The following is an 18,316-nucleotide window of genomic DNA, read 5'->3' on the forward strand; positions in this document are numbered from 1 at the left end:
GGGGGGGGGGGGGGGGGGGGGAGAAGAGGGGGAGAAGAGACGGTTTTGTTGCAACACCGCATGACGCGCCACTGGAGTGGCGCGCCCCCAGCTAAGAGACCTTCACCACCAGCTTGCCGAAGTTCTCGCCCTTGAGCAGGCCCATGAAGGCCTCCGGCGCCTTGGCGATTCCGTCGATCACAGTCTCTCGGCTCCTAAGCTTGCCCGACGCCACCAGCCCGCCGACCTCGTTCACGAAGTCGCCCATCAGGGCCACGTGGTCGGAGACGATGAAGCCCTGCAGGGTCAGGCGGCGCTGGACGATGGTGAACATCTTCTCGGGGCCCGCGACCGGCGTGGCGTCCTGGTATTCCGAGATGGCGCCGCAGAAGGCGACCCTGCCGAAATTGTTCAGGCGCGCGAAGACGGCGTGGAAGATCCTGCCGCCAACATTCTCGAAATCGGCATCGATGCCCTTGGGGCAGAGCTTGTCGAGCACCGCGCCGACATCGCGCTCGGTCTTGTGGTTGAAGCAGGCATCGTAGCCCGCCTCGCGCACCGCCCACTGGCACTTCTGCTCGTCGCCGGCGCAGCCCACGACGTGGGCGCCCGCGAGCTTGGCGAGCTGGCCCGCCACCTGGCCGACTGCGCCGGTCGCCGCCGAGACGAACACGGTCTCGCCCGCCTTGGGCTTGCAGATGTGCTTGATGCCGTACCAGGCAGTGAAGCTCGGCATGCCCAGCACGCCGAGATAGGCCGACAGGGGAATGCCGGCCGGGTCGATCTTGCGCAGGCCCTTGCCGTCATGGACCGTGTGCGTGGCCCAGTTCAGCATGCCCATCACGACGTCGCCCTTGGCGAAGCGCGGGTTCTTCGACTCGACCACCTCGCCGACCGAGCCGCCGGTCAGCGGCTTGTCGAGTTCGAAGGGCGGCGTGTAGGAGCGCAGCTCGGTCATGCGCGGCCGCATGTAGGGATCGAGCGACAGGAAGCGCTGCGCCACCAGGATCTGGCCGTCGGCCAGCGCCGGCAACGTGACCGTCTCGCTGCGGAAGCAGTCCGCTGTGACGTCGCCCTCGGGGCGCCTGGCGAGGACGATCTGCTGCACGTCGGTCATGGGTCTTTCCTTTCCTGGAAGTCGCTGCGGCGATAGCCCTGCAGGTAGAGCAGCGCGCTCAGGTCGCCATGGTCGATACGGGCCGCCACCTCGGCCGCCACCGCCGGCTTGGCGTGGAAGGCGACGCCGAGGCCGGCGGCCTTGAGCATGGGCAGGTCGTTGGCGCCGTCGCCGACGCTCACGGCATCGCCTTCGGTGAGACCGCGCTCGCCGGCCAGACGCCGCAAGGTCGTGAGCTTGGCTTCCTTGCCCAGGATCGGATGCGCCACCGTGCCGGCCAGCGACGTGCTGTCATGTTCCAGCACGTTGGCGGCATCGAGATCGAAGCCCAGCGCCTGGCGCACCATGGCGGTGAAGTAGGTGAAGCCGCCGGACACCAGCGCGCAGTAGGCGCCGTGCTTCTTCATGGTCGCGATCAGTGTGCTGCCGCCCGGCATGTAGCGGATGCGTGTCGCGGCCTCGTCGAGCTTGCCCACGGGCAGGCCCTTCAGCAGCCCGACCCGCTCCTCGAGCGCGCCGGCGAAATCGATCTCGCCGTTCATGGCGCGGGCCGTGATGCCGGCGATCTTCTCGCGCAAGCCCAGGAAGTCGGCCAGCTCGTCGAGCATCTCGTTGTGGATCATGGTCGATTCCATGTCGGCGACGAGCAGCTTCTTGCGCCGGCCCTCCGCGCCGAGGATGACCGCATCGACGCCGGGCAGATTGAAGGCAGCGGCTGGTCCTTCGAACGGAAGGTCGCAGGCGATGCCCTTGTCGAGCCAGTCGGGCGCGGCGACGGTGGCGCCGCCACTCTTCAGGGCTTCGGTGGCGGCCGCGACCGCTGCATCGGTCACGGCGGGACGGGCGGGATTGGAAATCAGGACGAGGACGTTTTTCACGCCCCGGCTCTAGCGGCGGGGTCGCGGATTTGCAAACAGTGCGCCGGTTCATGGCTTCCCACGCGAGAACCCCCGTCATCGTCGTCGCCGGACCGACTGCCAGCGGCAAGTCGGCGCTGGCGCTCGCGCTCGCCGAACGGCGCGGCGGCACGGTGATCAACGCCGATGCGATGCAGACCTACGATGCCTTCCCGGTCCTGACGGCACAGCCCTGCGCCGAGGAGCGGGCGCGGGCGCCGCACACGCTCTACGGCGTGCTGCCGCTCAGCGAGACCGTATCGGCGGCCCGCTGGCGCACGCTGGCCTCGGCCGAGATCGAGCGCGTCCTGGGCGAGGGAGGCGTGCCGATCCTGTGCGGCGGTTCGGGCCTCTACCTGCGCACCCTGATGCAGGGTATCTCGCCCATTCCCGACGCATCGCCCGAGTTGCGCGAGCAGGCGAATGCCGACTGGGCAACGCTGGGACCGGAGGCGTTCCGCGCTCGCCTGGCACAGCACGATCCCGCGATCGTGGAGCGGCTGAAGCCGGGCGACCGCCAGCGCCATGTGCGGGCCTGGGAGGTCTGGCAGGCCACGGGGCGTCCTCTGAGCGACTGGCAGGCGGGCGAGGCCTCGGCGGCGCCCTGGAAGTTCGCCACGATGCTGCTGTCGCCCGACCGCGCCTGGTTGCGCGAGCGGATCGAGCGCCGCTTCGACGTCATGCTGGCCCAGGGCGTGGAAGCCGAGGTCCGGGCCGTCTTCGACCGGCACCCCGATCCGGCCTGGCCGGGGCTCAAGGCCCATGGCGCCCCTGAATTCTTCCGGCATTTTCGGGGAGAGATGACGCTGGACGACGTCCGGCGAGTCGGCATCGACCATACACGGCAATACGCCAAACGCCAGATGACGTGGTTCCGGCACCAGATGACACCAGATTTCGTATTGGATCCGAGGCCTGAACAAGCTCTAGGCGAGATTGAGAAATATTTGGACAATCTGGATGCCTGAAACTTTGCGTTTCGAACTTTTCGATTGACCGCCCCAAACCCGGTCACTATGTTCCGCCGCGCCGCAAAACACCCGTTTTGCGGCACATTTGTCATGAAGGAGATCGCTGTGATGAAGCCCGAGGAGCCCGCCACGACCGGCGCCGATCTGTTGGTGAAAGCCCTGATCGACGAGGAAGTCGAGGTCGTCTTCGGCTATCCCGGCGGTGCCGTCCTTCCGATCTACGATTCGCTCTTCAAGCAGAACCGGCTGCGCCACATCCTGGTGCGCCACGAGCAGGCCGCCGTGCACGCGGCCGAGGGCTATGCCCGTTCGACCGGCAAGGTCGGCGTGGTGCTGGTGACCTCGGGGCCCGGTGCGACCAATGCCGTGACCGGCCTCACCGACGCGCTGATGGATTCGATCCCGATCGTCTGCCTGACCGGCCAGGTGCCGACCCATTTGATCGGCAACGACGCCTTCCAGGAAGCCGACACGACCGGCATCACGCGCCCCTGCACCAAGCACAATTACCTGGTGAAGTCGGTGGGCGACCTCGCCCGCTCGGTCCACGAGGCCTTCTACGTGGCGCGCTCCGGCCGTCCGGGCCCGGTCGTCATCGACCTGCCCAAGGACGTGCTGATGAACAAGCACGAGTATGTGGCGCCGCCCAAGGTCGCGGTGACGCACAAGAGCTACCGGCCGCAGACCCAGCCCGATCCCAAGAAGATCGAGCAGGCGATCGAGATGATCGCCAACGCGAAGCGCCCGGTGTTCTACGCTGGCGGCGGCATCATCAATGCCGGCCCCAAGGCGTCGAAGCTGCTGACGCAGTTCGTGCATCTCACGGGCTATCCGGTCACCAACACGCTGATGGGCCTCGGCACCTTCCCGGCCTCGGACAAGCAGTTCCTTGGCATGCTGGGCATGCACGGCACCTACGAAGCCAACCTGGCGATGCACGGCTGCGACGTGATGATCAACATCGGCGCGCGCTTCGACGACCGCATCACCGGCAACCTCTCGAAGTTCTCGCCGGGCTCGAAGAAGATCCACGTCGACATCGATCCGTCGTCGATCAACAAGAACGTCCATGTCGACCTCGCCATCGTGGGCGATGCCGGCATCGTGCTGGAGGAGTTGCTCAAGGCCTGGAAGGCGAAGCAGCCCAAGGTCGACCAGAAGGCGCTGAAGGCGTGGTGGGAGCAGATCGACTCCTGGCGCGCGCGCAACTGCCTCGCCTACAAGCCGAACAACAAGGTGATCAAGCCGCAATACGCGCTGGAGCGGCTCTATCACCACATCAAGGATAAGGACCACTACATCACCACCGAAGTGGGCCAGCACCAGATGTGGGCGGCGCAGTTCCTGAAGTTCGAGCAGCCCAACCGCTGGATGACTTCGGGCGGCCTCGGCACCATGGGCTACGGCTTCCCCGCGGCGCTGGGCGTGCAGATCGCCCATCCCGAGGCGCTGGTCATCGACGTGGCCGGCGAGGCCTCGATCCTGATGAACATCCAGGAGCTCTCGACGGCGGCGCAGTATCGTCTGCCGGTGAAGATCTTCGTGCTGAACAACCACTATATGGGCATGGTCCGCCAGTGGCAGGAGCTGCTGCACGGCGGCCGCTATTCCGAGAGCTATTCCGAATCGCTGCCCGACTTCGTGAAGGTCGCCGATGCGTTCGGCGCCAAGGGGCTGCGCTGCGAGGATCCGGACAAGCTCGACGACACGATCAAGGAAATGATCGAGCTGAAGCATCCGGTCATCGTCGACGTCATCGTCGACGAGAAGGAGAACTGCTTCCCGATGATCCCGTCGGGAGCGGCGCATAACGAGATGCTGCTGGGTCCGGACGACAAGCAGTCCGCGAAGGTGTCGGAAGAAGGCATGGTGCTGGTGTGAGCAAGGAGTCCGCTATCGTCGCCCATACCATCTCCGTGCTGGTGGCCAACGAGCCGGGCATCCTCGCGCGCGTGGTCGGTCTGTTTTCCGGCCGCGGCTACAACATCGAGAGCCTGACCGTCGCTGAGACCAACGCGAAGGAAAGCCAGTCGCGCATCACCATCGTGACCAAGGGCACGCCGATGATCATCGAGCAGATCAAAGCGCAGCTCGACCGTCTCGTGCCGGTCTATCGGGTGCGCGACCTCACGGTGGAAGGCCCGCACATCGAGCGCGAGCTGGCGCTGGTGAAGGTGAAGGGCGTCGGCGAGCAGCGCGTCGAGGCGCTGCGCCTGGCCGACGTGTTCCGCGCCAAGGTGATCGACGCCAAGTCCGATTCCTTCGTCTTCGAGGTCACCGGCAATTCAGACAAGGTGCAGACCTTCATCGGCCTGATGGAGCCGCTGGGCCTGGTCGATGTCGGCCGCACCGGCATCGTCGCCATGTCGCGCGGCGGCGAGGCGCTTTAGCGCCCGGTCTCTCAATGGAGCGCGCCACTCCGTGGCGCTCAAGATCATGAGCGCCACGGAGTGGCGCGCTCCATTGATCCATCCCGTCAGTAATTCGACAGGCCCTTGATCGAGGCCACCCGGCCCTCGATCTCGGCCAGGTTGGCCGGCGGCTTGTCGATCACGAACAGCGCTTGGGTGCGGCCGTTCATCTGCAGGGGGTCGCCGCCCTCGCGCTGCTGCATCTCGCCCAGGAAGGTGCCGGCCGGCCGGCAGGTCGGGGTGGCGCTCAGCCCGCCGTAATTCACGCCGGGGTAGCGGAGGCAGATCTGGGTGATCTGCTGGCCGCTCGAATCGCTGGTGTTCTGGACCATCCATTCGCCCTGGAAGATGCGGCGCTGGCCGACCATCCAGACGAGGTCGCGGCCGTCCGCCGTCGAGTAGTGGATCTGGACGGGGCCGTTGGTGCGGGTCCACAGCCAGGTGTGGTTGCGCATCGCCCGCGCCGCGCCATGCACCGTCGAATTCTCCGCGGCGTAGTCGATGCCCGGCATGCCGACGGCCGGCCCCGTCGGCGCGTCGGAGGGCTGGGAACAGGCAACCAGCGCGAGTGCCAGGGGCGCAAGGACGGACGCGGAGCGAAGGATCGACATAGCGGGCTTTCCTCGGAGACGGACGGGGGCTTGGGTGGCCTTGACCCACGCATACCATATGTAGAAGTGCAGGGTGGACATGCGATAGAGCGGGATTCGAGGCTGGTTTTTACGGGCCGGTTTGTCTACTAACCCCCGTTGTTTGCAAGAAGTGCAGCTGCCAGGAGGAATGGCCCCAATGCGTGTCTACTACGATCGTGATGCCGATGTGAACCTGATCAAGGGCAAGAAGGTCCTGATCGTCGGTTACGGCAGCCAGGGCCATGCCCACGCGATGAACCTCCGCGATTCGGGTGTGAAGGACGTCCGCATTGCCCTCAAGGCGGGCTCGGCCACGATCAAGAAGGCCGAAGGTGCCGGCTTCACCGTGATGACGCCGGCCGAGGGCGCCAAGTGGGCCGACATCGTGATGATGCTGACCCCGGACGAGCTGCAGTCGGACATCTACAACGCCGACCTCGACGGCAACATGAAGCAGGGCGCGGCGCTGGCCTTCGCGCACGGCCTCAACGTCCACTTCAACCTGCTGACGCCGCGCGCCGACCTCGACGTGTTCATGATCGCGCCGAAGGGCCCCGGCCACACCGTGCGCTCCGAGTATGTGCGCGGCGGCGGCGTGCCCTGCCTCGTGGCGGTGGCGCAGAACTCCTCGGGCAACGCGCTCGAGATCGCGCTGAGCTACTCGTCGGCGGTGGGCGGCGGTCGCGCTGGCACCATCGAGACCTCGTTCAAGGAAGAGTGCGAGACCGACCTGTTCGGCGAGCAGGTCGTCCTGTGCGGCGGCCTCGTCGAGCTGATCAAGGCCGGCTACGAGACGCTGGTCGAGGCGGGCTACGCGCCGGAGATGGCGTACTTCGAGTGCCTGCACGAGGTGAAGCTGATCGTCGACCTCATCTTCGAGGGCGGCATCGCCAACATGAACTACTCGATCTCCAACACCGCCGAGTACGGCGAATACAAGACCGGCCCGCGCATCGTGACGGCCGAGACCAAGGCCGAGATGAAGCGCGTCCTCGAAGACATCCAGTCGGGCCGCTTCGCCCGCGACTGGATGCTGGAGAACAAGGTCAACCAGGCCTCCTTCAAGGCCACGCGCAAGCGCATGTCGGAGCACCCGATCGAAGAGATCGGCGAGAAGCTCCGCGCGATGATGCCGTGGATTAAAGAAAAGGCTTTGGTGGACAAGGCGCGCAACTAGCGCGCCTTGGACGCCGGCGGGCGGCAGCGCTTGTAATCAAGCGCGAGAGCCCGCACCGGGCAGAACAGATAAGAACGGGCCCTTCGGGGCCCGTTTTGTGTGTGTCATCCCGAGCGAAGCGAGGGATCCTTGATCGGCAGCAGTTAAGGATCCCTCGCTGCGCTCGGGATGACACGACAGCGGATCGCGCTTCGTCTTAGATTATGTACCCACCACCCGATGCATCGAGCATCGCGCCGGTGATGAACGACGACTCGTCCGACAGCAGCCACAACACCGCCTCGGCGATCTCCACCGACTTGCCGACCCGACCCATCGGGATCGACGCTTCGATGCTGGCGCGGAACGCAGCCTCCTTCAGCCGCCCCTCGGTCATCTCGGTCAGCACCATGCCGGGTCGCAGAGAGTTCACGCGGATGCCCTCGGCCGCGACCTCTCGCGCGAAGCCCTTGGTGAAGGCGTCGACCGCGCCCTTGCTGGCGGCATAGGCCGAGGAGCCGAGGCGCCCGCCCAAGGTCGCCGCCATCGACGAGACGTTGACGATCGAACCGCCCTTGCCGCCGTTCCTGGTCGACATGCGCTTGGCTGCCTCGCGGCAGCACAGCATCAGGCCGGTGACGTTGGTGGCGAAGAGGTTGGCCAGCACGTCGGCGTCATATTCGTCGACCCGGCCGCGCTTGCCGTTGGTGCCGGCGCTGTTCACCAGATGGGTGATCGGCCCCAGCGCCTTCTCGGTCTCCTCGAACAGCCGCACGATGTCGGCTTCGCGCGCCATGTCGCCGGGCAGGGCGATCGCCTTGCCGCCCTTGGCCTCGATGTCGGCCACGACCTGTTTCGCCTGCGCGTCGCGGGTCCGGTAGTTGATGGCGATGCCGTAGCCGCGCGTGGCGGCCTGGCGGGCGGTCTCGGCGCCGATACCCGAGGCGCCGCCGGTGATCAGGAGGGTTTTGCTCATGGCGCGATGATATAGTGCCGGCAACGCTTCGGGAGGAAAAACATGAAGGCCGCCGTTCTGTTCAAGCCCAACGAGCCGCTGCAGGTGGTGGAGTGCGAGCTCGACCCGCCCAAGGCCCAGGAAGTGCGCGTGAAGATGAAGGCGTCGGGCGTCTGCCAGAGCGACTGGCACATCATGAACGGCGACTGGCCCTCGCCGATGCCGATCGTGCCGGGCCACGAGGCGGCGGGCGAAATCCTCGAATGCGGCCCCGGCGTCACGACGGTGAGGCCGGGCGACCATGTGATCTTCTCGTTCCGTCCGCATTGCGGGCGCTGCCGCTACTGCACGCAGGGCCGCACGGTGCTCTGCATCGGCCGTGCGTCCGTGCCGCCGGGATCGCAGTACGACGGCACCCTGCGGCTGAAGCACAAGGGCGAAGGCATCAACCAGATGGCCCGCATCGGCACCTTCGCGGAAGAGGTCGTGGTGCCGGAAGAGATGGTGATCCCGATCCGCAAGGATATGCCGTGGCCGCAGGCGGCCCTGGTCGGCTGCTGTGTGGCGACCGGCGTCGGCGCCGTGACGCGGCACGCGAAGATCGAAGCGGGCTCGACCGTGCTGGTGATCGGCTGCGGCGGCGTCGGCCTCAACGCGGTGCAGGGCGCGATGCTCACGGGCGCCAGCAAGATCATCGCGGCCGACATCCTCGACAACAAGCTGGAGATGGCGAAGACGTTTGGCGCCACCCACACCGTCAACACCGCGACCGACAAAGATCCGGTCAAGAAGGTGAAGGAGATCACCGGCGGCCTCGGGGTCGACTACTCCTTCGACGCGGTGTCGATCGGCGCCACGCAGGCATTGGCCTTCGACGCGCTGGCGCCAGGCGGCCACGGCGTCGCCGTCGGTATCGCCGCCGCGACGGCGCGGGCGCAGTATTCACCGATGGCGATGGTGTTCGCCGAGAAGACGATGAGCGGCACCTTCTACGGTTCGGTGCGGCCCGACCTCGATTTCCCGGTGCTGGTCGACCACTACATGAACAAGCGCCTGAACATCGACGGCCTGATCAGCCGCACCTACAAGCTCGAAGAAATCAACGAGGGCTTCAAGCGCATGATGGCGGGCGAGGTCGCGCGCGGCGTCGTGGTGTTCGACTGATCATGTCACCCTTCGAGATCCTGGGCCTCGTGGCCCTCGCCGCCGCCGGCGGCTACGCCTACTACCTGTACCACCAGGACACGAAGCCGAAGTAGATGAGCACCCTCGACGAATTCGGCCTGACCGACGAGCAGGTCCTGATCCGGCGCAATGTCGCCGAGCTGCTGGCCCGCGTACTGCCGCCGGAGGAAATCCGGCGGCTCGACGATGAGTCTGCATTCCCGCACGCCGCTTTCGATGCACTGGCCGAGGCCGGTTACATGGCGCTGCCGTACGATCCTGCCTATGGCGGCATGGGCGGCAGCCGCAAGGATCTCGTCGTGCTGGTCGAGGCGCTGGCGCGTCATTACAGCGGCGCGTCCTCGCTCTATCTGCCGACCGTCGTCTATGGCGGCATGCATCTGCAGCTCACGGCCGGCGAGCATCTGCGGCGGCGGTATCTGCCGGAGATCTGCGCCGGCAAGCTCAAGTCGGCTTTCGCGCTCTCCGAACCGGACACGGGATCGGATGCGTCGGGCATCAAGACGCGGGCGGTGCGCGACGGCAACGGCTACCGGATCACGGGGCAGAAGCTCTACATCAGCGCCGCCCACGTCGCCGACTATCTGATGGTCGTCGCCAAGACCGACAGCGAGGCACGGCACAAGGGCGTGACACTCTTCTGGGTCGATGCGCGCGCCGCCGGACTCACGATGCAGCCGCTGCCGACGCTTGGTCGGCGCACCACGCACGCCAACGAGATCTTCTTCGACGGCGTGTTCGTACCGGCCGACCATGTGATCGGCGAGGAGAATCGCGGCTGGTCGGGCCTTATGAAGGGGCTGAACCTCGAACGCCTGTGTCTCGCCGCGCAAGCCTGCGGCAACATGCATTTCGCCATCGAGTACGCCAAGCGCTTCGCCCAGGAGCGCATCCAGTTCGGCCAGCCGATCTCGAAGTTTCAGGCGATCCAGCACAAGTTCGCCGACATGCGCATCCTGCTGCGCACGACCCAGGCGCTGACCTATCGCCTGGCCGACATGCTCGATGCCGGCCTCGATCCCGTCGAGGAGACGGCGATCGCCAAGATCCAGGGCACCGACGGCGAGTTCAAATGCGCCCACCTCGCCATGGAGATCATGGGCGGTGCCGGCTACACGATGGCGCACGACATCCAGCGCCTGTTCCGCGACGTCCGCGTCGGCTCGATCGGCGGCGGCACCAACGACATCCAGCGCAACACCATCGCCAAGATGATGGGCCTCTAGAGGTGCGCAAGATCGGCGACGCGTCGTTCTTCCGCATCGTCGATCGCCTGCTGGAAGCCGGCACCTCGCGCGTGCCGCGGACATCGTGGAGCATCGACGGCGTCGAGTGGCAGCGCGAGCGGCACTCCTACGCCGGCGCCGGCCACGGTTTCACCGTCGAAGTCACGACAGGTCGCAAGACCGGTGCCGCGCCGTGGACCATGCTCGTCGTGAAGGAATACTGGCGCTCCGGCCGCGGCGAGGAATTGAAGTCGCATCAATGGGCGCATATCGAGGCGGGCCGCCGCGCCGATGTCGTGGCCTGGCTCGAACGGCAGGAGCGCCGGCTGGCGAGTGCCTAAGACGCTCGTTGCGCGCATGTTCAGTCGCGCCGAATCGCGAACGGGCACAAACCGTGACCATCGCTGTAACGGTTTGAATCGCCTTGCGAGCATTGCCCTGCCGGTCTAAACCCGGTCGCACCTCCGGCGCTGGACCTCGGAATGGCGCCAATAAATCAAGAATTTTCGACGTAATTACAGAGACTTAACTCAATGCTGTCGCGCGTCATCGGGCTATTTTCGGCGGACATGGGCATCGACCTCGGAACAGCGAACACGCTGGTCTACGTGAAGGGTCGGGGCATCGTTCTCAACGAACCGTCCGTCGTGGCTCTCACCACGCAGAGCGGCAAGCGTCAGGTCCTCGCGGTTGGCGAAGAAGCCAAGATGATGCTGGGCCGTACGCCCGGCAACATCCAGGCGATCCGCCCGCTGCGCGACGGCGTCATCGCCGACTTCGAAGTCGCCGAGGCGATGATCAAGCACTTCATCTCGAAGGTGCACAATCGCCGCAGCTTCGCCCATCCGCAGATCGTGGTCTGCGTGCCCTCCGGCTCCACCGCCGTCGAGCGCCGCGCCATCCAGGAATCGGCCGAGAGCGCCGGCGCCCGCAAGGTCTGGCTGATCGAGGAGCCGATGGCGGCGGCGATCGGCGCCGGCCTGCCGGTGACCGAGCCCACGGGCTCGATGGTCGTCGATATCGGCGGCGGCACCACCGAGGTGGCCGTGCTGTCGCTGGGCGGCATCGTCTATCCGCGCTCCGTGCGCGTCGGCGGCGACAAGATGGACGAGGCGATCATCGCCTATATCCGCCGCAACCATAACCTCCTGGTCGGCGAGAGTTCGGCCGAGCGCATCAAGAAGACCATCGCCTCCGCCTGCCCGCCGGACGACGGCGAGGGCCGGACCATGGAGATCAAGGGCCGCGACCTGATGAACGGCGTGCCCAAGGAACTGGTCATCACCGAGCGGCAGATCGCCGAGAGCCTGCAGGAGCCGGTGAGCGCCATCGTCGAGGCCGTGAAGGTCGCGCTGGAGAACACCGCGCCCGAACTGGCGGCCGACATCGTCGACAAGGGCATCGTGCTCACGGGCGGCGGCGCCCTGCTGGCCAATATGGACACCGTGCTGCGCCAGGCCACCGGCCTGCCGGTCTCGGTGGCCGAGGATCCGCTGCTCTGCGTGGCCCTTGGCACGGGCCATGCTGTCGAGAACATCGTGCGACTGCGCGGCGTCCTTTCGTCGATGTACTAACAGGCTACGCCGCCGCCCTCTTGGGTTAGAATGGGCAGGACATGGCGATTCGGGACGACTTCGAGGTAGTCGCTGGCACGGTGCGCACGGTGGTGTCGCGCTTCGCCCTCGGCCTGCTCGTGATCGTAGCCTTCGGCGTCATGCTGGTCGGCAAGGCCGACACCGTGCTGGTCGAGCACGCCCGCGTGCTGGCCCTCGACGTGGTGAGCCCCGTCCTGGAAGGGATCGCCCGTCCCGTGGCCTATGCCAATCGCGCCATCGCCGATCTCCGTGAATTCGCCTCGCTGCGCGACGAGAATGCGCGCCTGCGCGAGGAGAATGCCCGCCTGCTCGCCTGGCAGACCGCGGCGCGGCGCCTCGAGAACGAGAATGACGGGCTGCGCGGCCTCGCCAATTTCCGGGAAGGGCCGGAGGCCTCCTTCATCACCGCCCGCCTCGTGGGTGACAGCGTCAGTGCCTATATGCGCGGTGCGCTGCTGAATGTCGGCCGCCGGGTCGGTGTCGCGCCGGGCCAGGCGGTGGTCACCGGTGAGGGCCTGGCCGGCCGCATCGCCGAGGTCGGCGAGAACAGCTCGCGGGTCCTCTTCGTGACCGACGTCAATTCGCGCCTGCCGGTGCTGGTCGAGCGCACGCGCGAGCGCGCCATCCTGGCGGGCGACAATTCGCCCCGGCTGCGCCTCACCCTGCTGCAGAGCATCGCCGGCGTGCAGACCGGCGACCGCATCGTGACCTCGGGCCACGGCGGCAGTTTCCCGGTCGGCATTCCGGTCGGCGAGGTCGTCGAGACCAGCGAGGGCAGCGTGCGGGTGCGGCCCTTCACCGATTTCTCGCGGCTGGAATTCGTGAGGGTGGTCGACTACGGCGTCACCGGACTGGTCGGAACCGGCGCCCCGACGGCGCCCGCCCCGCCGCCGGGCGGCACCGCCGTGCGGTCCCGCTGACATGCGGGTCGACGGCACGCTGGCGCTTCTCGACCGCTGGGGCAGGGCGGCCCTTCCCGGCACGGTCCTGCTGTTCTTTGTGTTGCTGACCCTGGCGCCGCTGCGCGCGCCGTACCTCTCCGACACGCTGCCGCTCCTGCCGGTGCTGGTCGTCTTCCAGTTCAGCCTGGCGACGCCCGAGCGCCTGCCGGGACCGCTGCTGCTGGCCATGGGCATCCTGCTCGACCTGCTGCTGGGCGGGCCGGGGGCGCCGGTCGGCGTCAGCGCGCTGGGTTTCGTGCTGGTCCGCGCCGCCGTCATGAACAATCGCCGATATCTCGTGGGTGTGCCCTTTCTGTTCCAGTGGGCGGGCTTCTGCATCCTGTGCTGGGGCTTCGTCGTGCTGGTCTGGGCCTTCACCACCTTGTGGACCTGGGCGGCCATCGATCCGGTGCCCGCGATGTTGCAGTATATCGTGGTGATCGTGATCTACCCGCTGCTGGCCCCTCTGCTGGCGCGCGTGCGTGCGCGCGATCCGCTGAACGTGCCCGAACTGTCGCGCGGCTCGGCACGGCCGGGTGAGACCACGCTATGAAACATTTCCGTAAAGGCGACGGCGAACGCAGCGGGCTGTTCACGCGCCGCGCCCTCGTGCTGGGCGGCGCGCAGGCGGTGCTGATGACGGCGCTGGCCGGTCGCCTGTACCAGCTCCAGGTCGTCGAGACCGACCGCTTCGCCACGCTCGCCGAAGAGAACCGCATCAACATGCGGCTGCTGGCCCCGTCGCGCGGCCTGATCTTCGATCGCGGCGGCGTGCCGCTCGCGGTCAACCGCAACAATTTCCGCGCCATGGCGACCTCGGACCGCGGCCGCGGCGCCGACGTGCTGGTCGAGCGGCTCGACCAGATCTTCGCCCTGGGCGAGGCCGAGAAGACCCGCCTGCTGCGCGAGCTGCGCCGCAGCCGCAACGCGCAGCCCATCGTGGTGCGCGAGAATCTCGGCTGGGAGGAGGTGGCGCGGCTCGAGTTCAACGCGCCCGACCTGCCCGGCGTGTTCATCGATCTCGGCCAGTCGCGCGACTATCCCGAAGGCGACCTGATGAGCCACCTCGTGGGCTATACCGGCCGCGTCGCCGACGAGGATCTCGCCGGCCGCGACGATCCGGTCCTGTCGCTGGCGACCATGCGGTTCGGCAAGAAGGGCGTCGAGCGCTCGCTGGAGGACGACCTGCGCGGCCGCGCCGGCGCCGTCCAGGTCGAGGTCAATGCCGTGGGCCGCGTCGTGCGCGAACTCGACCGCACCGAGGGCCAGCCCGGCGCCAACGCGCTGCTGACCATCGATCTCGACATCCAGCGCTTCGCCGCCGAGAAGATGAAGGAGCACCAGAGCGGCTCCGTCGTCGTGCTCGACGTCATCACCGGCGACGTGATCGCCATGGTCTCGACGCCGGGCTTCGATCCCTCGACCTTCGCGCGCGGCATCACGCAGACCGAATGGCGCGACCTGCTCGACAATCCCGAGCGGCCCCTGCACAACAAGGCGATCGCCGGCGTCTATCCGCCGGGCTCGACCTACAAGATGGTGACGGCGCTGGCCGCGCTCGAGTCCAAGGCGATCGACCCGTGGACCCGCCTGCCGTGCCCCGGCTACCTCGAGCTGGGCAAAATCAAGTTCCATTGCTGGCTGAAGGGCGGCCACGGTTCGACCAACGTGACCGAAGCCATCGCCTGTTCATGCGACTGCTTCTTCTACGAGGCGGCCCGGCGCGCCGGCATCGACCGGGTGAGCGAAATGGCCCAGCGGCTGGGCTTCGGCAAGGTGAGCGACCTCGGCCTGCCGGGAGAGTCCGCCGCCAACCAGCCGACCCGCGCCTGGAAGCAGGAGAAGATCGGCAGTGCGTGGCAGCATGGCGACACGTTCAATCTCGGCATCGGCCAGGGCTACATGACCGCGACGCCGCTGCAGCTCGCCATCATGACGGCGCGCATCGCCAACGGCGGCTACGAGGTCCAGCCCAACCTGCTGCTGGCCAAGGCGACGCCGCGCGAGGAACTGGCGCCGCCGGCGCCGCGCACCAAGCCGACGGCGCCGTCGCTGCGGCTCAACCCGCAGCATCTGGCGATCGTGCGCCAGGGCATGTCGGACGTGGTCAACGGCAGTTTGGGCACGGCCGGTGCGCTGAAGGTCAAGCAGGCCGAGTTCATGTTCGCCGGCAAGACCGGCACGGCGCAGGTCAAGCGCATCACCGAGCGTGAGCGCGAGATGGGGATCACCCAGGCCTCGCTGCCCTGGCACCTGCGCCACCATGCGCTGTTCGTCTGCTACGGGCCAGTCGACAATCCGCGCTATGCCTGCGCCGTCATCGTCGAGCACGGGCAGGCGGGCGGCGCCACCGCGGGCCCGATCGGCCGCGACGTGCTGGTCGAGACCATGAAGCGCGACCCGTCGCGCCGTACTGACCGCTTCAAGAAGATGGCGTCGCGATGAGCCTCGCCGCGATGGGCAGCAGCACGGCGCTCGACGCGCCGGCGCCGGTCGGTTTCGCCGAGAAGATCTGGCGCATCAACTGGGGCCTGGTGCTGGTGCTGACGGCGATCGCCGGCGTGGGTGTGCTGGCGCTCTACTCGGCGGCCGGCGGCCGCTTCGAGCCGTGGGCGGCGCGCCACGCGGTGCGCTACGGCTCGGCCCTCATCCTCATGCTAGTGGTGGCGCTGGTCCATCCCAAGATCTGGCTGACGCTGGCCTGGCCGATCTACATCGTGTCCCTGCTGTTGCTGGTGGCGGTCGACGTCATCGGCAAGATCGGCATGGGCGCCCAGCGCTGGCTGGTGATCGGGCCGATGCAGATCCAGCCCTCGGAGATCGCCAAGGTCGCGGTGATCCTGGTGATCGCCCGCTACTATCACGGCCTGCGCCGCGAGCAGGCGGGGCAGTTCCTCTACACCCTGCCGCCGGTGATCATGATCCTGGCGGTGGTCGGCCTCGTCATGGTCCAGCCCGACCTCGGCACCGCGATGATGGTGCTGATGGGCGGCGGCGCGCTCCTGTTCGTGGCCGGCGTGCGGATCTGGATGTTCCTCGCGGCCGGCGTCAGCGCCGTGGCCTGCCTGCCGATCGCCTGGTCGCTGATGCACGACTACCAGAAGAAGCGCGTGCTCACCTTCCTCGATCCCGACCGCGACCCGCTGGGCGCCGGCTATCACATCACCCAGTCGAAGATCGCCATCGGCTCGGGCGGCATGTTCGGCAAGGGGTTCCTGAAGGGCACGCAATCGTCGCTGAACTTCCTGCCCGAGAAGCAGACCGACTTCATCTTCACGACCTTCGTCGAGGAATGGGGCATGGCCGGCGCCTTCGTGCTGCTCGGCCTGTTCGCGCTGGTCGTGGTCTGGGGCTTCTCCATCGCCTTCCGCAGCCAGCATCATTTCGGCCGCCTTGTGGCGCTGGGTGTCACCGCGATGATGTTCCTCTACGTGTTCATCAACACCGCCATGGTGATGGGCATGCTGCCGGTCGTCGGTGTGCCGCTGCCGCTGGTCAGCAACGGCGGCACCGCGCTCCTGTCGGTCATGTTCGCCTGCGGCCTGTTGATCGGGGTCAACGTCTACCGCGACGCCCAGCTCCCCCGGACACGGTAAGCTGGCCTGCAAAATTTCCTTCAAAAGAGTCTATCGACAAGGCCAACCCGCCTTGGTATAGCCGCCGCCTTCCGGGCAATGACCCCAGAAATGGGGGCGCATAGCTCAGTTGGTAGAGCAGCTGACTCTTAATCAGCTTGTCCCAGGTTCGAGCCCTGGTGCGCCCACCATTCCCGGAAGCATGTTTCCAAGCACTTAGAGATGGACGTTCACCCCGGCAGTCTGGGTGAGACGGTTTCCCGCCCGCGGCATTCATCAGATGCGGCGGGGTCGCCGGGTTTGAGCCATGTCAAGGACCCGATCCAGTCTCGCGGCCTAGGATCTGACCGCGATCCATGGAGACATGACATGCATCTGAAGCAGATCCGGCTGGAACTGGCCCGGACTCCCGAATTTCCCGAGGGGAGTGCGGCGCACGGCTATGAGCTGGTGGCGCCGCTCGATTCCAAGGGCCATCTCGACTCGGCGGCATTCCCGGACGCCAGGGCGGCGTGCAGCGTCCGTCGTTTCTGGAGCGGATCGGACGACGAGCACGGATCGCTCGTGCACACGCGCGGTGGATGGGCGTTTTCCTACGCGCCGGGGCCGGACGATGACGAGCCCATCTTCAAGCTCGATCGGCACAATTTCACGGTGGGCGAGTATGTGACCGTCACGGAGCATGACGGTGTGGCCAGGCCCTTCCGTGTCGTCGAGGTGAAGCCCGCCATCCTTCGTGGGTGAGCCGGGGCTGCGCAAGGTTTTTGGCGACGGCCGCATGCCGTCAAACCCCGCAAGCAAGGAGGTCACGATGTCCGCAACATCACCGTCCACTTCTTCGGAAACCGGCCTGTCTTCAGTCGATCCGTTTGCCGAATGGCAGCGCGGAGCCGCACAGTTCGCCTTCCTGCGACTGGAGCGAAACCTGCAGTGCTGCATGGATGCGATGAAGGCGCGGAGTCCCACGGATTTCCAGAAGGTGCAGCTGGACTGGGTCTCGCAGTTCTCGTCGGACTATCAGTCCGAGCTTCAACGGCAGATACGGCTGTTGGCCGCCACTCCAGCTTCCGCGGCTGACGTGCAGAACACCGCGGCTCTCGTTGCCTGAACCCTTACCTCCAAAGAGGGGCTTTCCTTTTCGGCACAAACGGCCTGGGATGTCTTTCGGCGTCCCGGTCGCGCTGTATTCACTCCCCGAAATGCGGGGACGTCATAACTGCTGGGAGGATGGCCATGGCATCGATTGCTGATGTTGCGATGAAGTTCTTCGAGGCCTGCGAAGCGGGCAAGGGGTGGGACGCCTGCAAGTCCCATTGTGCGCCGGAGGCTTCGTTTTCCAGCCAGGCCGAACCGCTGGCCGACGTCAGGACGCTCGCGCAATACGCCGACTGGATGCAGAGCATGATCAAGATGATGCCCGATGGCCGGTACGAACTGAAATCCTTCGCGACCGACAGCGCGCGCAACAACGTCACCGCCTATGCGGTCTTCAAGGCCACGCATACCGGCGAGGGCGGGCCGCCGCCGACCGGCAAGAGCACCAGCACCGACTATGTCTACGCGATGGATTTCGAGGGCGACAAGATCCGCCACATGACCAAGATCTGGAATTCGGGCTGGGCTTTGAAGGAACTCGGCTGGGCCTGACGGCGAGCGGATTTGGGTTGAGGGAGCCGA

At 66.7% G+C, this 18,316-nt stretch carries 19 protein-coding genes and 1 tRNA gene; 16 read left to right on the top strand and 4 right to left on the bottom strand.

The window, feature by feature from the left end:
- Positions 1 to 91 precede the first annotated feature (91 nt).
- Together AC1ROX_RS31025 and serB are read right to left on the bottom strand one after the other, a co-directional pair.
- A complete protein-coding gene (locus AC1ROX_RS31025; protein ID WP_493132719.1) occupies positions 92 to 1,096 on the bottom strand; it encodes an NADP-dependent oxidoreductase in 1,005 nt (334 codons plus the stop codon).
- The gene (serB, locus tag AC1ROX_RS31030) at positions 1,093 to 1,974 is read right to left on the bottom strand and encodes a phosphoserine phosphatase SerB (RefSeq protein ID WP_493132720.1); all 882 of its coding nucleotides are present in this window, start codon (positions 1,972 to 1,974) and stop codon (positions 1,093 to 1,095) included. Before serB ends, AC1ROX_RS31025 begins: the two co-directional genes overlap by 4 nt.
- Positions 1,975 to 2,024: 50 nt before the next feature.
- On the opposite strand from serB, the gene miaA reads away from it, so the two are divergent.
- The 3 genes from miaA to ilvN all read left to right on the top strand — a co-directional run bounded on the left by miaA (position 2,025) and on the right by ilvN (position 5,353).
- The gene (miaA, locus tag AC1ROX_RS31035; RefSeq protein WP_493132722.1) at positions 2,025 to 2,960 is read left to right on the top strand and encodes a tRNA (adenosine(37)-N6)-dimethylallyltransferase MiaA; all 936 of its coding nucleotides are present in this window, start codon (positions 2,025 to 2,027) and stop codon (positions 2,958 to 2,960) included.
- Between the two features lie 93 nt (positions 2,961 to 3,053).
- Positions 3,054 to 4,844 (top strand): acetolactate synthase 3 large subunit, encoded by a 1,791-nt coding sequence (locus AC1ROX_RS31040; protein WP_493132724.1) that lies wholly within the window; start codon positions 3,054 to 3,056, stop codon positions 4,842 to 4,844.
- Positions 4,841 to 5,353, top strand: a complete 513-nt coding sequence (gene ilvN / locus AC1ROX_RS31045) for an acetolactate synthase small subunit (RefSeq protein WP_493132726.1) — start codon at positions 4,841 to 4,843, stop codon at positions 5,351 to 5,353. Before AC1ROX_RS31040 ends, ilvN begins: the two co-directional genes overlap by 4 nt.
- 86 nt (positions 5,354 to 5,439) lie before the next feature.
- Here ilvN and AC1ROX_RS31050 read toward each other — a convergent pair whose 3' ends face one another.
- The gene (locus tag AC1ROX_RS31050) at positions 5,440 to 5,985 is read right to left on the bottom strand and encodes a hypothetical protein (RefSeq protein WP_493132728.1); all 546 of its coding nucleotides are present in this window, start codon (positions 5,983 to 5,985) and stop codon (positions 5,440 to 5,442) included.
- A gap of 178 nt (positions 5,986 to 6,163) precedes the next feature.
- Here AC1ROX_RS31050 and ilvC point away from each other — a divergent pair, with 178 nt between their 5' ends.
- Positions 6,164 to 7,183, top strand: a complete 1,020-nt coding sequence (gene ilvC / locus AC1ROX_RS31055) for a ketol-acid reductoisomerase (protein ID WP_493132780.1) — start codon at positions 6,164 to 6,166, stop codon at positions 7,181 to 7,183.
- 196 nt (positions 7,184 to 7,379) lie between these two features.
- Here ilvC and AC1ROX_RS31060 read toward each other — a convergent pair whose 3' ends face one another.
- Entirely contained in the window at positions 7,380 to 8,138 is a 759-nt protein-coding gene (locus tag AC1ROX_RS31060) for an SDR family oxidoreductase (RefSeq protein ID WP_493132729.1), read from the bottom strand.
- 42 nt (positions 8,139 to 8,180) lie between these two features.
- Here AC1ROX_RS31060 and AC1ROX_RS31065 point away from each other — a divergent pair, with 42 nt between their 5' ends.
- The 12 genes from AC1ROX_RS31065 (at position 8,181) to AC1ROX_RS31120 (ending at position 18,286) form a co-directional block, all read left to right on the top strand.
- The gene (locus AC1ROX_RS31065) at positions 8,181 to 9,281 is read left to right on the top strand and encodes a Zn-dependent alcohol dehydrogenase (RefSeq protein ID WP_493132731.1); all 1,101 of its coding nucleotides are present in this window, start codon (positions 8,181 to 8,183) and stop codon (positions 9,279 to 9,281) included.
- A gap of 95 nt (positions 9,282 to 9,376) precedes the next feature.
- Positions 9,377 to 10,528 (top strand): acyl-CoA dehydrogenase family protein, encoded by a 1,152-nt coding sequence (locus AC1ROX_RS31070; RefSeq protein ID WP_493132733.1) that lies wholly within the window; start codon positions 9,377 to 9,379, stop codon positions 10,526 to 10,528.
- Between the two features lie 2 nt (positions 10,529 to 10,530).
- A complete protein-coding gene (locus AC1ROX_RS31075) occupies positions 10,531 to 10,869 on the top strand; it encodes a hypothetical protein (protein WP_493132734.1) in 339 nt (112 codons plus the stop codon).
- Positions 10,870 to 11,061: 192 nt separating this feature from the next.
- The gene (locus AC1ROX_RS31080; protein ID WP_068189726.1) at positions 11,062 to 12,102 is read left to right on the top strand and encodes a rod shape-determining protein; all 1,041 of its coding nucleotides are present in this window, start codon (positions 11,062 to 11,064) and stop codon (positions 12,100 to 12,102) included.
- A gap of 41 nt (positions 12,103 to 12,143) precedes the next feature.
- Positions 12,144 to 13,043 carry a rod shape-determining protein MreC gene (gene mreC / locus AC1ROX_RS31085; RefSeq protein ID WP_493132736.1) on the top strand — a complete coding sequence of 300 codons (900 nt, stop codon included), beginning with the start codon at positions 12,144 to 12,146 and terminating at the stop codon, positions 13,041 to 13,043.
- 1 nt (position 13,044) lies between these two features.
- Positions 13,045 to 13,617: a hypothetical protein gene (locus AC1ROX_RS31090; protein WP_493132738.1), complete on the top strand. Its 573-nt coding sequence runs from the start codon at positions 13,045 to 13,047 to the stop codon at positions 13,615 to 13,617.
- The gene (gene mrdA, locus AC1ROX_RS31095) at positions 13,614 to 15,509 is read left to right on the top strand and encodes a penicillin-binding protein 2 (RefSeq protein WP_493132740.1); all 1,896 of its coding nucleotides are present in this window, start codon (positions 13,614 to 13,616) and stop codon (positions 15,507 to 15,509) included. Before AC1ROX_RS31090 ends, mrdA begins: the two co-directional genes overlap by 4 nt.
- Entirely contained in the window at positions 15,506 to 16,660 is a 1,155-nt protein-coding gene (gene rodA / locus AC1ROX_RS31100) for a rod shape-determining protein RodA (RefSeq protein WP_493132742.1), read from the top strand. Before mrdA ends, rodA begins: the two co-directional genes overlap by 4 nt.
- Positions 16,661 to 16,754: 94 nt before the next feature.
- Positions 16,755 to 16,830, top strand: a tRNA-Lys gene (locus AC1ROX_RS31105).
- Positions 16,831 to 17,008: 178 nt separating this feature from the next.
- On the top strand, positions 17,009 to 17,383 hold the full coding sequence (locus AC1ROX_RS31110) for a hypothetical protein (RefSeq protein WP_493132743.1): 375 nt from the start codon (positions 17,009 to 17,011) through the stop codon (positions 17,381 to 17,383).
- Positions 17,384 to 17,450: 67 nt separating this feature from the next.
- A complete protein-coding gene (locus tag AC1ROX_RS31115) occupies positions 17,451 to 17,747 on the top strand; it encodes a hypothetical protein (RefSeq protein WP_493132744.1) in 297 nt (98 codons plus the stop codon).
- A 125-nt stretch (positions 17,748 to 17,872) separates the two neighbouring features.
- Positions 17,873 to 18,286, top strand: coding sequence for an ester cyclase (locus AC1ROX_RS31120; RefSeq protein ID WP_493132746.1), 414 nt, complete (start codon positions 17,873 to 17,875; stop codon positions 18,284 to 18,286).
- Positions 18,287 to 18,316 lie beyond the last annotated feature (30 nt).

This window comes from Reyranella sp. GW821-FHT14A01, assembly GCF_058803965.1.

Coding starts and splice junctions, on each gene's coding strand:
- rodA (WP_493132742.1), top strand. CDS start 15,506: ATGAGCCTCGCCGCGATGGGCAGCAGCACGGCGCTCGACGCGCCGGCG.
- mrdA (WP_493132740.1), top strand. CDS start 13,614: ATGAAACATTTCCGTAAAGGCGACGGCGAACGCAGCGGGCTGTTCACG.
- AC1ROX_RS31050 (WP_493132728.1), bottom strand. CDS start 5,985: ATGTCGATCCTTCGCTCCGCGTCCGTCCTTGCGCCCCTGGCACTCGCG.
- AC1ROX_RS31025 (WP_493132719.1), bottom strand. CDS start 1,096: ATGACCGACGTGCAGCAGATCGTCCTCGCCAGGCGCCCCGAGGGCGAC.
- miaA (WP_493132722.1), top strand. CDS start 2,025: ATGGCTTCCCACGCGAGAACCCCCGTCATCGTCGTCGCCGGACCGACT.
- AC1ROX_RS31120 (WP_493132746.1), top strand. CDS start 17,873: ATGGCATCGATTGCTGATGTTGCGATGAAGTTCTTCGAGGCCTGCGAA.
- AC1ROX_RS31070 (WP_493132733.1), top strand. CDS start 9,377: ATGAGCACCCTCGACGAATTCGGCCTGACCGACGAGCAGGTCCTGATC.
- ilvC (WP_493132780.1), top strand. CDS start 6,164: ATGCGTGTCTACTACGATCGTGATGCCGATGTGAACCTGATCAAGGGC.
- AC1ROX_RS31060 (WP_493132729.1), bottom strand. CDS start 8,138: ATGAGCAAAACCCTCCTGATCACCGGCGGCGCCTCGGGTATCGGCGCC.
- AC1ROX_RS31080 (WP_068189726.1), top strand. CDS start 11,062: ATGCTGTCGCGCGTCATCGGGCTATTTTCGGCGGACATGGGCATCGAC.
- AC1ROX_RS31115 (WP_493132744.1), top strand. CDS start 17,451: ATGTCCGCAACATCACCGTCCACTTCTTCGGAAACCGGCCTGTCTTCA.
- mreC (WP_493132736.1), top strand. CDS start 12,144: ATGGCGATTCGGGACGACTTCGAGGTAGTCGCTGGCACGGTGCGCACG.
- AC1ROX_RS31090 (WP_493132738.1), top strand. CDS start 13,045: ATGCGGGTCGACGGCACGCTGGCGCTTCTCGACCGCTGGGGCAGGGCG.
- AC1ROX_RS31110 (WP_493132743.1), top strand. CDS start 17,009: ATGCATCTGAAGCAGATCCGGCTGGAACTGGCCCGGACTCCCGAATTT.
- AC1ROX_RS31065 (WP_493132731.1), top strand. CDS start 8,181: ATGAAGGCCGCCGTTCTGTTCAAGCCCAACGAGCCGCTGCAGGTGGTG.
- AC1ROX_RS31040 (WP_493132724.1), top strand. CDS start 3,054: ATGAAGGAGATCGCTGTGATGAAGCCCGAGGAGCCCGCCACGACCGGC.